Here is a 14063-nt window from a genome sequence, read left to right as displayed (position 1 = left end):
CAATTGCAGCAGCAGTGGTGTATTGCGCACTATTTCCACATAAAGCAGACTGAGCTTACTCACTAGCCAATTGTCAGAAAAACTAGCTATCCCGGCGGTAATACCAACAATAGTTGTCAGGATAATCCCAAACACCATCACCCGCAATGAATTGGCAAGTCCGATCAATAAAGCATAGCTATAGGGGTCAGTGGCTTTGTAGGGAATGGGGGTATCGCCAATACCAAATTTGGCTTGATCTTGGAGAAAATCAAACCCCAATTTAATCGCTTGTTGCTGAATATTTCGGCTTAAGTTGCTGCCTAGCCATGCCACGACCGCAATCACCACCAGCACAAATAGGACTTGTATGGCAATGCGCCAAAATCGGTCATCCCGCCACAAAGGAGGCTTTTGACCTATATTGCTTGTCATTCGTTAGTTGTTTAGCTTGCAGGTTTAAGGTTTAAGGTTTAAGATTTAAGGTTTAAAGTTTAAGGTTACAGGTTGAAAGTTTAAATTTCCAACCTATAACCTTTAATCTTCAATAGTTAACAAGCCCTTAACGGAAGGGTGGAGAATACAAAATACCCCCACGAGTCCAGAGGTCATTCAGACCCCGATTGAGTTTAAACTGAGAACTTTCACCCAAGTTACGGTCATAGACTTCGCTGTAGTTACCGACGTGCTTAATCACTCGTGCTGCAAAATCGTTTTCTAAACCGAGACCTTTGCCTAAGTCACCTTCAACACCTACGAAACGTTTGACAGTCGGGTTAGGACTGTTGCTCATTTGTGCCACATTCGCCTTAGTAATCCCTAACTCTTCGGCTTCAATCAAGGCGAAAGTCACCCACTTGACTACATCAAACCAAGTGGAGTCATTATTAATAGTTACTGGTCCCAAGGGTTCCTTGGACATGGTAACATCTAGAAGTATATGATCACCAGGCTTAGGCAGAGTGCTGCGCTTGGCCAGTAGTTGGGATTTATCGGAAGTCATGCCGTCACAACGTCCTTCGTCATAGGCAGTATAGGCAAGGTCTGCTTTCTGAAACACCACTGGCTCAAATTCGACACCTGCTTCGCGCATTTTGTCGGTTAAATTCAGCTCAGTAGTGGTTCCAGTTTCCACACAGACAGATTTGCCTTGAAAATCTTTCAGTGTTTTAATCCCACTGTTTTTGCGCACCATCATGCCCTGACCATCATAAAAGGTAGTAGGGGCAAATTCTAAGTTATTGGTAGAGCTATCTCGGCTAAGGGTCCAAGTGGTATTGCGCGAGAGCATATCCACTTCACCATTCCGGACGGCGGGAAATCGCTCCGTGGAGTCAAGGTTACGGTACTCTACTGCTTCTGGGTCATCAAACAAAGCAGCAGCAACTGCTTTACAGACATCCACATCTAGCCCGGAGTACTTACCGCTCCCATCCACAAAGCTAAATCCGGGAATGCCACCGTCAACACCACAAATCAGCTTGCCACGGCTTTTGACTATATCTAAGCGGCTTTGTGTAGCGCTTGTCCCACCTCCTTCACAGGCTGTCAAGGGTGCAACTAATACTAGAGTGGCTAGTACCAGAGAACTCCATTTAGGCATAAGTTTTTTCTTGGTCTTGTTTTTTAAATACACAACAGCCTCACACCATCAGCTTACATGAGCTTCCGCTGCTTAAGCTTGCTTGCATTTTAGATCAAGTTGGTTAGATTACTTATGTTGTTAGATTAATTATCTAGCAAAGTGAACAGGGAACAGGGAATAAGCAAAAGAGAATAAGGAGTAGGGAATATGGCATCAAAAATTATCACAATTCCTACACGGATTGCTATCCTATAGCTCGGCTGCTAATGGGTAAGTAAAGTAGACTTCGCCGCAGTTGTCGGGAACTTTAGACCAGGTAACTTTAGTGATTATAGTTACAAACTTTTCAGTGTAATTTTTTTTTTTTTTTAACAAACTAATAATTAATCAATCATAATGATAGAAAAGCGATCGCTTAATTCACCTGAGCCGATCAAGTCATTCCAATCATCAAATTAGCTCACAGAGGTGAACCCCTGGAGGATGTACTAAGGCTCAAGGAAACCTGCGTTCGCGTAGCGTGGCCTACGGCCAATCGCTTTTTGGGTGCGTTTGCGATCGCACCGAATACTGTCCTTAACGTTCTGTTGAGAAATTAGCTCTAGTGGCAATGCTTCTCAAAGGCAGTATCTATCAAGCCTAGAGGGCTAGAGTTTGTGACTGAACGGACATTGGAAAGAGCATGTACTCATTCCACATGCGCCAGATGTAAGCCGTAATTGCTTTTTTACGAGTTTTGTGATCTTCAAATGAGTACTGGACTATTGAACTAGGTGCAGCGGACTGAATGTCCGTTAGATGAGAGTTACAGCCGCACCCATGTTGGAGCAGAAGACCGTGACGAGCAGCCTTACTCTGGACAAACATCAGCATCCGCGTCACATTGAAAGCGTGAAGGCAAGCATCGTAGGGACGTTTGACACCCTGCATGCGAGGATCGAAAGCCATAGCCCGTGATTCTAGAATCGAGTCCCGCTCAATCGGGCACAGAAGCATCTGTTGACATCCTCTCCCGGTAAATCGGAGATTATACCGGGAGATTCCTAAACCTCACGATTCAGGTTTACTGCTTCCTAGATTCTTAACTAGACTGTTGCCAGTCCCCGTCAGAACATCTCCACAGTCATTTTCTGCCACGATCTGCCCGACCGCAGCGACCCCTCGTTGACAAATCACTTTTGCTGCCGCTACATCTCGGTTAATTTCACAACCACATGACCGGCAAAAGTGGGTACGCTCAGATAAATTTTTCTTACCTGTATTGGTCCCACAATTAGGGCAAATTTGACTGGTTAACCTGTAGTCAACCTTGCCAAAATATACGCCTCGTTTCCAACATACCCAAGCCAATATCTTGAAGAATTTACCAAAACCTGCATCTAAGGTATGTTTTCCTAACATCCCTTTGGCCCAGGTTCTAAAGTCTAAATCTTCCACAAATATCATCCCAGCTTGGTCACATAAATGATCAGCTAGTTTAAAGTGAAAGTCCTTGCGGGTGTCTGATACTTTTTGATGTAATCTAGCAATCTTTTGATTGAGTCTATGTCTATTGTTTGACCCCTTTTTCTTTAACTTAAGTCTACGTTGCAGTAATTTCAACTTGCGGTGTAGCTCTGTTAAAAATCTAGGACGTTCAATCAACTCGTTGTCAGAAGTTGCTAAAAACTTATCTAGCCCGATATCAATACCCAACGGATGACCATAAGGCTGGTTGTCTGGAACATTGACATCACTTTGTAATGCTAACATTACAAAATACCCCTTGGCACGTCTAACAACCCTGACTTGTTTCAGCTTCAACCCTTCAGGGATTGGACGTGACAACCTCATCTTAACAAGTCCGATTTGAGGGAGTTTAATCCAGTCTCCTCTGACAGGATTACTGCTAAATTGTGGAAAAACAAAAGACCTCATTCGGTACTTGTTTTTAAACCTAGGAAAGCCATAACCCTGCGTCTTCATATTCTTAAATGCTCGGTCTAAGCTTCTTAAAACTTGCTGCAAAACCTGGGCATTTACTCTTTTGAGTTCAGGATTAGATTTCTTGGCGATCGTTAGGGCTGCTGCCTGTTCTTTATATCCTGGATAGGGTAAATCCGCTGGGATAATATATTCTTGCACCAATGAGCAAGAATTCACATCACACTTCCTACTGTTAATCCAGTCTTTTCTTTCTCTGAGTGCATAATTCCACACCTTCCTACAGACTGCCAGCATCTCTTCAATGATGGCAATTTGCTCGTAAGAAGGAATCAGTTTAAACTCGTAGGTTAGTGTTAGCATGATTGTAGTTTAACACACACCTAAACAGATGGCGTTAAATTCTAAGAAGTTGATCCACCAATGGTAACGAGTAGCGCGTTTTTGTTTGTTGGCAACGATTCATCTCGCCGTTAAACCCTGTCGCGTTATAACGGCGAGATGAATCGTTGCATTTTATGATAGAAAGAGGCTGGTAATTCATAGTTGAACTCTTCAAACACGTCTACAGCAAAAGCGACCACACGTTCAGCACCATCTGTTGCAACAGCAGTAGTCTTGGCTAATTCAAAATTTGGGTAAGCTGACAACAAATAGTCAGCACCGATCGCGTAGCGTGGCCAAAGGCCTTAGAACTCTAAAGTATCCCAAGCTCCCTTCTGAAAAAGAGACTGGCAATCGAAACCTTGCTCAAAAATTTCTGGGCTACCGTCAGTTGCTTTGCTTAGAAACAATTGAGCCAAAGCAACCAGAAACTCAAGGTCAGGATGTCCTACTTCTGCCTCACCACTGGCAATTTTTTGCCAAACCGTGGGTAGTTGGTCAATGGTAACAGCGTCAATGCCTTCAAGAATAGACCTAGCAGTCAAAACCGAAACAGTTTGTTGAATTGTCATAAAGCAAGTTAGACTTAACCCTGGTTTTTTTTGGTAATGATACGTTAGCAACTGTCAAAATGCTTCCATTGTGGTAGTAGCCAAGATAGGCACCTTAATTAAGATACCATACAACTAGCAATCAGTATTTCTAGACTACAGGTACTACGCTCATCATGACCAAACCTCAAGTTTTAGGATTTTCCGGTGCCTGCTCCCGATTTATCTCTGTATTCACCAACGCTGTCACTGGTATCAGTATGATTCTTAAAAAACTATTTTAATTATAATTTTCGCTTATATCTTTGTTTACGCTTTGGCTAGATAAAATTCCTGAAATATTCCTAAAAATTACTTCCCCTCATGACCACTCGTCGATTGTATCTGCCAAAACCCCGAGAGGCAGTGGGAAACTATCTCAGAATTATTTCTATCAATGATGTTTACGACATCAATAATTATCCCTACGTGGAAACAGTGATTCAATCCCTAAAGGAAACATCGGAAGATGCCGTGGTGATTGCCTGCCTCAGCGGAGACTTTCTCTCTCCTTGTTTACTTACCTCAGTTGATGGGGGTAAAGCCATGCTGGACGTGCTCAAGGTAGTCAACATTGATTATATTTGCTTGGGCAACCATGAATTCGATGTCAGCCTGGATGTCCTGCGTGAGCGTTTCAAAACCTACGAAGGAAAATGCTTAAATAGCAACATCTTGGACTTGCCAATTGTGGATGCCAGTGGTCAGCCACTTCCGAAATATGACATTGTTGAAGTCGGTTCTCATAGAGTTGCCTTTGCTGGATTTTGCACTAACAATACCGATCTTTTCAGACCAGGGACGAACCTAACCATTCAACCGATATTTGATGCTTTAAAGGAAACCTGGTCTAAGTGTTCCAATGACGCAACCATGCTGATTCCCCTGACCCATCAGACCATTGCAGAAGATCGGGAACTAGCCACGGGGATCCAGCAAGATCACCAACTTAGTGGTAAGGTTCCTGTAATTGTTGGCGGGCACGACCATGAGATTTATATTGAAAAAATTGAGCGGAGTCTGATTGTTAAAGCTGGTGCTGATGCTATTAATGTGGTTGTTGTTGATGTGTGGTGGGATGCTTCCGAGCAATGCCATAGTGCTGTTCATCTGTTGCCAACCAGCCATTTTGATGCCGATCCCAAGGTTCAAAAGTTTGTAGAAAGTACCCAGAATTTTCTAGGTTACCTGATAGATGTGGAAATTTTTGAGGTGAAAGAATCTATGTCCTCTAAACGGACGCGATTCCAACCCGAAAAAGTGGCCTCAACCCTATGTTATTATATCAAGAAAAGCTTGAATAATGTCGATATAGTGATGCTCCAAGGAGGATGCATTCGAGGTAAGCGAGACTATGAAAAAGGTGCAGCCTTTACCTATGGAGATTTGTTAGAAGAGCTGCCATTTGATACCGAAATTGCTTTGATTCAGGTGCCTGGGTACGTCTTACAAGAGTCTATTACCGAAACTCGCAGCAGCCCTGATCGGGAAGCAACCAATTTTCTTCATGCTGATTTTGATGTAGTAGTTGAAGACTACCCTAGTCTAAAAATTGTCAGCATTAACCACGCTCCATTTGACCCCCAAAAGATTTACAGTCTCGGTATTTATCAATACTTGCTGACGGGACTCAATCAAATCAAACCGTTGCTAAATTATGTTAGAGAAAACGGTGGTGCTCCGCCTTTGGAGCAATGTCTACCTGGCAAAAACCTGATTATGGAAAGCTGCATGAAAGATACTTGGAGAGTCCTGGTTGGTTATGAGCAATGGGACGCTGATGGCGATGGAGAAATCACCAGAGAAGAGCTGAAACAGGGTGTCAAAAATGCCTTTGCCTTTCTCGATCAAAATCAAGATGGCTATATTTCCCCGGCAGAAGTACAGGGAGCATTGGTAGAACGGACAGGCAGCACCCAGAAAGGATTAATTAGCCTGATGTTTGAGGTGTTGGATGTCGATAAAGATGGTATGGTGTCGATGGATGAACTGGCATTGTTAGCAATGTAATGAGAAAAAGGTGTTGCAAAGCAAGACCTGAACCAAGGGTTAAAACGGCGGACGCTGTTGGATTTTATCAATGCTAGGACGGGGTGGGTAGTGCCTTTCACGGCACTACCCCTGTTCGATCTCCTATGTCTTAATTTCCTTTGCTTGTTCGGTTAGGTTATCGGCTAGATGTTGGGCAAGGGCAACCATGGTCAACGTTGGGTTCCAAGAACCGCCAGTGGGCCAAAGTGAAGCTCCGGTGATATAGACGTTCTCTACACCCTTGAGCCGATAATCTAACCCGACAACAGCTTCTTCATCATCCCCAATCCACATGGTTGAGGCTTCGTGTACCAATCCGGGAACACGAGTTTTGTGGCGTTCGCGCTTCCATTGTCCCGTATCGGGATCACCGTGCCAATATTCTACTCGGTCTTTTCCTTTTGGGGACAAACCCTGCTCAAGAACCTCAAAAGTGGCTTTGTCCATAGTATCCCACAGGGATAAGTCTTTGTCCGTTTCCAACACTTGCAGGGTAACATTGGTTGTGGGATCGTCCCCATCATTTTTTTGTAACCCGTTACCAGGGTTATCGAATAGTTCACCCAGAACCGCACAGACAAACACGATGTAATCCTTGGATGTCTCAAGTTGCTTGGGTGAGGCGGTGGCTACCACATCCGGCATATTACGAGCCGCTGTATCAATGTGAGTCTTATTAGTTGGGTCAGGATCGGATATAGCTGAGAGTTGAATGTGATATTGTCCCTGAGTTTCCTGATCGACGCCAGCGAAGTAGATAGCTGCCAACTCCAGATTTTTTTTCCTTAAATCATTTTTAATGCTTTCTTCCCAGTCAAAGATTTCCAGAAAGTCGTCTCGGGGAATACGGGCAACAATGGCACTGATAAAGTGGGCGGTAAACCGTTTACCCGCATTTTTTGCCTGTGGAAAAGAATTCAAAACCAGGGTTGTTGACGGTATACTCCCCATGGCTAAAATAACTTTACTATCGCCAACATTGACCACCCCACGGGTTGTTTCTAATGCTGTTGCTTGGTTTTCCTGTTGCCAGATCCGTGTCACTGTACATTCGGTGACAATACTCAGTCGGGAATCAATCTGACGTTTTTTGGCTTCTTCCTGGCATTTTATTACCTCATCCAGAAGTGGCCCTGGTGTGGAAAACTTTTCCACGTCAGTGGATGTAATCGTTGGAGTGCCAACTGCAATCTGAGCATGTTGGACGCGGGTGGCTGACTTAATATCCTGAAGATTCTGCTTCAATCTCTCAGTTAGTTTATTTTGCCAGTGGTCAAAGATATTTCCGGTTTCTTCGTCATTGGCTCCAACCACATTCAGCAACCTTTTCGCCGTCTTAAAATAGTCTTGGGCTGCCTTAATCGTTGCTTGAGGCCAACCGTTCATTTCCGCTGTTGTCGGTTCCGGGCACCAGGCACTCCATAGGGTCGAGCCACCTCCGAAAAACGGAATTATCCCATGCTGCCATTTAATATATTTATTAAGATTAAGGGTCTTAGATGATAAAGTCCAGGGAAAGGTTTTTAACGCCTGCTTGAGTAAGAGTTTTTGGTAGGAGGTCGGTAAGTTTTGAACGTGTTCTGGCAGGAAAAATGACCCGCGTTCGATGAGCAGAATTCTGGCATTATCATCTTTATTGATAACTCTCTCAATAAAGCCAAGAGCACAAAAGCCAGTGCCAATAACGATATAGTCAAATTGTTTTTCTTCTCGCGTCTTTTTCCATTCACTCGGGGAAAGAAAAAAGACATGGTTCATGATGTCTTGACTATTAAGTTCCTGTTGACCCGGCCTGGGATACCCATAATTAAGATTGGGTGATGAGAATACAGTCATAAACGTTGCTATACAACGATTTAATATAAATTACAGCTATATACTAAGGGTTAATCGCTTAATTAACTCTTGATGTTGCGGATAAATTTCCATCAATTTTTCCAACTGATTAGGAGTAGGTTTTTTGGAATCGGTTGGATCCCAACCGGGCGCTAGAGTAGTACCAACTAGTGCAAAAGAATTGGGTTCAACCATTGTCGCTCCAAACCAAGTATCATGGGTTGCAACTGCCTGAAAAACTTCACCCGCGTCCAAGTTACTACCCAGCTTAATTTTCCGGTAATTTCCATCATTGGGGAATATATGAAGAGCCAATGGGTTACCTGCGTAAAAATGCCATATTTCATCTTGCTTGAGTTGATGAAGTGCTGTAACATCATTATTCTGCAGGAGGTAATAGTTGACTTCCCACAATCTACGCTCATTGCCACCTTCAGAACCAGCTATCTGAGAAACTGTTTTTTCTGATTTAATATGTGAGCGAAAGTAGCCGCCAATTTCTTCTAATTTATCGAGTTTTAGTTTCTCTATCCAATACTGTGCATCTGCCATTTCAACGGCTCTTCATTATTTATTAAATATCTGGTTCAATGCGTTGAAACCTGTTTGAAAAACACCATCACCTATTAACTTAATCAGATGATTTTCGTCTTGGGGGTCACAGTCAAATATTGCTGTCCATTCAGCATAAGTTCGATCTCCATCTGTGATTGGCTTAAGCTGAAATGTTGCCACATAGTTAGTTAATGGCATGGGGGATTCGAGAATTGAGTAGGAAAATAAATAATCTAAGTCGCTTAGAACCAATAGCTTCTCTCGAATATTCCCCCCTTGTTTGAGATTGAAATTACGAATACAGCCAACTTTATCGCTAGGTTCATCATTTTCTATGTAACTGTTAGCAATAGCTGGATGCCAGTTAGGCATAGCATTAAAATCTCTGATCTTCATCCAGACTGTATCAATATGAGTATTGATAACAGCACTTGTAAAAACTCTAGTCATTCTGTCGATATTCTCTCTACTAATCTACTCGATTATTCAACAAGTAGGACAAAATTAACAGCATTAAATGATACAGTAATCAACTTTGGTCAGGTTTCCATGTATTTTTTCTTGCTGACCTAGCCAGGTCCCACAAGGGTGCAAGTGAGTAAATAACCATCAGACAAGAAAAAAAACCGACCCCTCAGATAATACCATACTCAGTCGCCGCGATGGCTCGAAGAGCCCGCCAAAGGCGATGGACGTTTTGGCCTACGGCCTCCGCTACGCGAACGCGCAGGGTGGCCAAAGGCCTCAGTCCCGCTTTCAGCGATCGCCTTTGGCGCAGCAAAGCTGATGGGCGAAGCCTCGCTTTCAGCGATCGGCGTTCGCGCAGCGTGGCCAAAGGCCTCAGCCGCGCCAAAGGCGATTAGCCCGAAGGGCGTTGGCTAGCGATCGCAGATTGTCAATGAAACAGCCCTGCTAACAGGCAGGGCAAACGGATCTAAATTCTATAAGCCTTACTCAGAAGCGATGCAGAGGTGCGACCCGTGGCGAATTTAATAATTAGATGCCGAAAGCGCACCTAACAAAAATTTCAAAATTTATAAGCAAAAATACTTATCGTATGATTATCATATCCAGAGGTGCGACCCGTGGCGAATTTAATTCTTAACGCGGAAAGCGCACCTATAGGCATTTCAAAATAACATGGGTTTACCCTGGTCCTAAATCACGACCAAACCTCAAGTATTGGCATGTTCCGGTGCCTGCTCCCGATTCATTTCTGTATTCACCAAAGCTGTCACTGGCATAAATGTAATTCTTAAGAAACTATTTTAATTATATTTTTTACTTATCTCTTTGTTTATGCTATTTCTATATAAAATTCCTGAAATATTACTAAATATTACTTCCCCTCATGACAACTCCTCGATTGTATCTGCCGAAACCCCGAGAGGCGGTGGGCAAATATCGCTGTCGATGTTGCCATTGATCCGAGCCTGGTTTCTACAGAATCGGTCTATATGGTGGTGGAAACTGAAGGAAAATTTACCTCTGGTATGTCCCTCGCGGATCTGCGCGATCGTCGGGATGAAGCCACCTATCCTCCCAATGTAGAAGCCTGTTTGGATGTGGATACCGATCGTTTCCTCAAACTGTTTTATGAACTGATTGAGAGGACTTCAGTCTTGAGTAAAAACCACATCCTTAAGGTTTTAGCCTTGTTTAAGAAATAGCTGCACAGGAGTGGATCTTACCCAACAAAAGCATTAATTTACCATGTCTCAAACATCTGAAATTTATCAAGATAAACCTCAACCTTTGCCCCTCCATGAGCTGTTATCTCGTTTATTGAAGTCAGAGAAAACATCTCATCGGCATCCCTTGCCCATCATGGGAACTCTGCAAGACCTCAACCAAGCCTGGGAGCGGCGTCCGCTGTTAGATTTTATCAATACTAGTTTACGCGGTATCGGTCAGGTAGCGTTTGCCAATAATCCTATCACTGGACTACTCATTACTCTTGCGGTTTTTCTTCAGTCGCCCTGGGTAGCCTTGATGCTAGTTGTCGGAGTTGTTGTGGCTACCTGGACTGCCTATTTGATGGATCTTGATCGCCCCAGTATTCGCAATGGCATTTTTGGCTTGAACGGAGCCTTAGTTGGGCTGGCTTTAGGAACCTTTGGCACTTGGGGCAATGGTACTGGAAACTTGCTTTGGGTACTGGCGGTTATCATTTGTGCAGCCCTGAGCACAGTATTGATGCAGTATATCGGGCTATGGATGGCCGTGTATTTAGGGCTGCCCTCTATGGGAGTGCCATTTCACATCGTCACGTACAGCTTTCTGGTAATTGCCCTCTACGTTCCACAACCCTTCTTTGAATTAGGGACACCACCGCCCTTCCCTAACCCAGCTGAATCCCTAGATGGAGTAAGCGTTTTATCCGGCCTAATCACCGGAATTGGTCAAATCTTTTTTTCAGGCAGCTTAGTATCTGCCTTGTTAATTATCATTGCATTGGCCTTGTGTAGCCCAATGGGAGCCCTGGTTGCGGTTCTAGGGTCGGTTATTGGTTTGTTCACTGGCATAGTACTGGGGGTAAATTTCAATGTGCTGTACGCCGGACTGTGGGGATATAACTCAGCATTAACGGCAATTGCTATTGGAGGCATTTTCTATACCCCTAATCGACGAAGCCTTTTGTTTGCAAGTGGTGGAGCCTTTGGATCAGCCCTGATTGCCTGGGTGCTGAGTCTGGTAATGACACCCTTGAAACTACCGATTTTGGCCATGTCCTTTCATCTGGGTACTTATGCCTGCTTCGTAATCTTACAGCGATCGCTTTCTTCCTTGGTGCCTGTGGCACCCTACTCCATTGCTAGTCCCGAAGAACATCGATTCCGCTACCTCACAGCCAAGGAAGTGATTTCGGCCTTCCGTCGGCAGTTGCAGGGAGCCATGGTTGGGCAGCATCACAAGGTATTATTTGACAAAGCACCCCAAGAACTCAAAGGTGACCTGCGTTATATCTTTGATGCTATCGACCGGGATCAAAGCGGCAGCTTGTCTTTGACAGAACTTAGCTATCACTTCCAGCAAGCGGGGCATAGCATCAGTGATGATGAACTGAACTTTGTCTTTTCCAGCATGGATGTGGATAACAGCGGAGAAATAGACTTCGAGGAATTTGGGGAATTGCTGCTGCGCCACCGTCGTCTGATGTCGAGACTTAATGAGTTTGCCACATACTTTATTCCCATTGATAAGAATAAGAATGGAGTGGTTGAGCTAGATGAAATGAATGTAGTGTTAGCCAGTGTGGATCAGCCTCCTCTTTCAGAAGATGAAGTGACCTTTTTGCAACAGCGAATTGGAGGCAAAGAGCTTAACTGGGAAGGATTTATCGAATTGTTGCTAGTGATTTAGATCAATCAATAGAGTTTCTCAACTCCTAGCCTGGCGATCAAATAGTACTCGGGGTTTCAGCAAAATCTTAAACAACAGTAAAAGCGATCGCATTTCTGATGGAGTTTCCCGTCGCTGCCATCGACCCGGACGGCAAAAGAGCATCTCTACCAAAGTGCGATGCTCTTGGAGAGTTAATGGGTCAAACATAATCCGTAGACTAGCTTCTTCACCACTGTTGTCAATTTCAGTAACTACTCCTGACAACTGTAGCTTTTCCTCGATCATCTCTAGTGTCACTGGCAACTGTTCAGTTGCAGTGTTTTCAGTATCTAATCGTAAATCAGCCACCTCGGTCAAGGCCACTTGAGCACCAACTTCTGAAATCTTGGTGGTCATACCCCAGACAGTGCTATTTCCGATCTCAAGCCGCACCACTCGGCGCAACTTGAACCACTGGTAAAGGTCCGGATTGGGGACATCCACTACAATCAATAAAGCAATACCCAACATGATCAGGTTATAGATACTCCAAATCCAACCTAGACTCAGACCTTGAATCATCTGAGCGTCAGTAGCTGATATCCCACTGCCCCAATACATCACAGAAGTACTTAAATTCTGCCATAAGCTCACTGCTGTAGCGATAAATAGGATAATCAAAGGCAATCCCAACTTGGAGTTAAACACAAAGCGATCGCGTTTTACTCCTTTGGGTGTTACCTTAAATCCTTTACCAAAAGGATTGAGCATGACTTGTATCACTGTCATGCTCATAGGAACACACCAAGGCAATGAGTAAAGATCCGACAACAACCCTGACCGGGAACGGAGGTTTAACCAAGAAAAAACTGTGAGCTGTATCAGATAATAAGGTAGGAAGAAATATAACAATTCAGCAGCCGTTGCTTGTAAGGGAATCACCCCTAGAAAGGAATAAGCTAGGGGCATTAACAGGAATCCCAAGCGAGATAAACCGGTAAACCAATTTAGTAATCCATCTAAATGGGCTAGCCTTTGGATTGGTTTTAATCCCGGAATAGTTAGAGGATTAGCATCAATAAAAAATGCCTGTAATGTTCCTTGAGCCCACCGCAATCGTTGAGCGACATGAGCAGCAATATTTTCTGCGGCTAAACCAGCACTCAGTTTTTCATCTAAATAAATAACCTGGTAACCCATTGCTGCTATGCGAATACCAGTAAAGTAATCTTCAGTCAAAGAATCGGTTACAAAACCACCAGCTGCTTCTATAACATCACGTTTCACAACAAAGGAAGTTCCGGCACAAACCACACCGCCAGCACCATCCCTTATGGGCTGAACTTGCCGATAAAATATCTCTTCTTCTGGCAGTAGCACATCTTCTAAACCTAAATTGTAGGAAATCGGGTCAGGATTATAAAAGCTTTGAGGAGTTTGGACTAATCCCACATTACTTTTGTTAAAAAAGCCTACGGTGCGAGTCATAAAATTTTTAGTTGGTACAAAATCTGCATCAAAGAATACAATCAAATCCCCTGATGTTTTTGGAATAGCATGGTTTAAGTTGCCTGCTTTTGCATAGGAATTATCTGGACGAGTTATATAATTACACCCCAATTCAGCAGCTAACTCTTTGACATTTTGACGTTTAGTATCATCTAGTAAATAAACTTTTTTGTTGTCATAATCTATCCCTTGACAACCTATAATTGTTCGCTTTAGTATAAAACAAGGTTCATTATAGGTTGGGATTAAGATATCCACAGAAGGATTAAACCTTCCTGAAATGACATCTAATGATAACTGGGACATCTGAGCTCTACGGTTTTGCACCCTTAACATTAAAAATAGCA

14 protein-coding genes are annotated in these 14063 nt (G+C 43.6%); 3 read left to right on the top strand and 11 right to left on the bottom strand.

The window, feature by feature from the left end:
• The 7 genes from F6K52_RS20220 to F6K52_RS20190 all read right to left on the bottom strand — a co-directional run.
• Positions 1–414: ABC transporter permease subunit (locus F6K52_RS20220; protein ID WP_293081591.1), on the bottom strand; the 414-nt coding region annotated here is incomplete at its 3' end.
• A gap of 127 nt (positions 415–541) precedes the next feature.
• Positions 542–1582: an amino acid ABC transporter substrate-binding protein gene (locus tag F6K52_RS20215; protein ID WP_293081588.1), complete on the bottom strand. Its 1041-nt coding sequence runs from the start codon at positions 1580–1582 to the stop codon at positions 542–544.
• A gap of 470 nt (positions 1583–2052) precedes the next feature.
• On the bottom strand, positions 2053–2175 hold the full coding sequence (locus tag F6K52_RS20210; protein ID WP_293081586.1) for a hypothetical protein: 123 nt from the start codon (positions 2173–2175) through the stop codon (positions 2053–2055).
• A gap of 28 nt (positions 2176–2203) precedes the next feature.
• Complete coding sequence (locus tag F6K52_RS20205; protein ID WP_293081583.1) at positions 2204–2560, bottom strand: hypothetical protein; 357 nt, start codon at positions 2558–2560, stop codon at positions 2204–2206.
• Between the two features lie 54 nt (positions 2561–2614).
• Complete coding sequence (locus tag F6K52_RS20200; RefSeq protein WP_293081580.1) at positions 2615–3850, bottom strand: transposase; 1236 nt, start codon at positions 3848–3850, stop codon at positions 2615–2617.
• A 125-nt stretch (positions 3851–3975) separates the two neighbouring features.
• Positions 3976–4137 (bottom strand): hypothetical protein, encoded by a 162-nt coding sequence (locus tag F6K52_RS20195; RefSeq protein WP_293081577.1) that lies wholly within the window; start codon positions 4135–4137, stop codon positions 3976–3978.
• Positions 4138–4176: 39 nt separating this feature from the next.
• Positions 4177–4443, bottom strand: a complete 267-nt coding sequence (locus tag F6K52_RS20190; protein WP_293081574.1) for a hypothetical protein — start codon at positions 4441–4443, stop codon at positions 4177–4179.
• A gap of 342 nt (positions 4444–4785) precedes the next feature.
• Between F6K52_RS20190 and F6K52_RS20185 the strand changes: the two genes are divergently transcribed.
• Positions 4786–6471, top strand: a complete 1686-nt coding sequence (locus tag F6K52_RS20185) for an EF-hand domain-containing protein (protein ID WP_293081571.1) — start codon at positions 4786–4788, stop codon at positions 6469–6471.
• A 123-nt stretch (positions 6472–6594) separates the two neighbouring features.
• On the opposite strand, the gene F6K52_RS20180 is transcribed toward F6K52_RS20185, so the two are convergent.
• Genes F6K52_RS20180 through F6K52_RS20170 form a run of 3 tightly spaced genes read right to left on the bottom strand, consistent with a single transcriptional unit; the run spans position 6595 to position 9333 of the window.
• The gene (locus tag F6K52_RS20180) at positions 6595–8328 is read right to left on the bottom strand and encodes a GMC oxidoreductase (RefSeq protein WP_293081569.1); all 1734 of its coding nucleotides are present in this window, start codon (positions 8326–8328) and stop codon (positions 6595–6597) included.
• Between the two features lie 36 nt (positions 8329–8364).
• Positions 8365–8880: a cupin domain-containing protein gene (locus F6K52_RS20175; RefSeq protein WP_293081566.1), complete on the bottom strand. Its 516-nt coding sequence runs from the start codon at positions 8878–8880 to the stop codon at positions 8365–8367.
• A 15-nt stretch (positions 8881–8895) separates the two neighbouring features.
• The gene (locus F6K52_RS20170) at positions 8896–9333 is read right to left on the bottom strand and encodes an SRPBCC family protein (RefSeq protein WP_293081563.1); all 438 of its coding nucleotides are present in this window, start codon (positions 9331–9333) and stop codon (positions 8896–8898) included.
• 1007 nt (positions 9334–10340) lie between these two features.
• On the opposite strand from F6K52_RS20170, the gene F6K52_RS20165 reads away from it, so the two are divergent.
• On the top strand, positions 10341–10553 hold the full coding sequence (locus F6K52_RS20165; protein WP_293081560.1) for a hypothetical protein: 213 nt from the start codon (positions 10341–10343) through the stop codon (positions 10551–10553).
• Between the two features lie 43 nt (positions 10554–10596).
• Positions 10597–12246, top strand: coding sequence for an urea transporter (locus F6K52_RS20160; protein ID WP_293081557.1), 1650 nt, complete (start codon positions 10597–10599; stop codon positions 12244–12246).
• A gap of 18 nt (positions 12247–12264) precedes the next feature.
• On the opposite strand, the gene F6K52_RS20155 is transcribed toward F6K52_RS20160, so the two are convergent.
• A partial coding sequence (locus F6K52_RS20155; protein ID WP_293081554.1) for a glycosyltransferase occupies positions 12265–14063 on the bottom strand: 1799 nt, incomplete at its 5' end.

The organism is Moorena sp. SIO3H5, assembly GCF_010692395.1.
Taxonomy (GTDB): Bacteria; Cyanobacteriota; Cyanobacteriia; order Cyanobacteriales; family Coleofasciculaceae; genus Moorena.
This window is presented reverse-complemented; position numbering and strand designations above follow the sequence as displayed.

Coding starts and splice junctions, on each gene's coding strand:
- F6K52_RS20215 (WP_293081588.1), bottom strand. CDS start 1,582: ATGCCTAAATGGAGTTCTCTGGTACTAGCCACTCTAGTATTAGTTGCA.
- F6K52_RS20205 (WP_293081583.1), bottom strand. CDS start 2,560: ATGCTTCTGTGCCCGATTGAGCGGGACTCGATTCTAGAATCACGGGCT.
- F6K52_RS20200 (WP_293081580.1), bottom strand. CDS start 3,850: ATGCTAACACTAACCTACGAGTTTAAACTGATTCCTTCTTACGAGCAA.
- F6K52_RS20190 (WP_293081574.1), bottom strand. CDS start 4,443: ATGACAATTCAACAAACTGTTTCGGTTTTGACTGCTAGGTCTATTCTT.
- F6K52_RS20185 (WP_293081571.1), top strand. CDS start 4,786: ATGACCACTCGTCGATTGTATCTGCCAAAACCCCGAGAGGCAGTGGGA.
- F6K52_RS20180 (WP_293081569.1), bottom strand. CDS start 8,328: ATGACTGTATTCTCATCACCCAATCTTAATTATGGGTATCCCAGGCCG.
- F6K52_RS20175 (WP_293081566.1), bottom strand. CDS start 8,880: ATGGCAGATGCACAGTATTGGATAGAGAAACTAAAACTCGATAAATTA.
- F6K52_RS20170 (WP_293081563.1), bottom strand. CDS start 9,333: ATGACTAGAGTTTTTACAAGTGCTGTTATCAATACTCATATTGATACA.
- F6K52_RS20165 (WP_293081560.1), top strand. CDS start 10,341: ATGGTGGTGGAAACTGAAGGAAAATTTACCTCTGGTATGTCCCTCGCG.
- F6K52_RS20160 (WP_293081557.1), top strand. CDS start 10,597: ATGTCTCAAACATCTGAAATTTATCAAGATAAACCTCAACCTTTGCCC.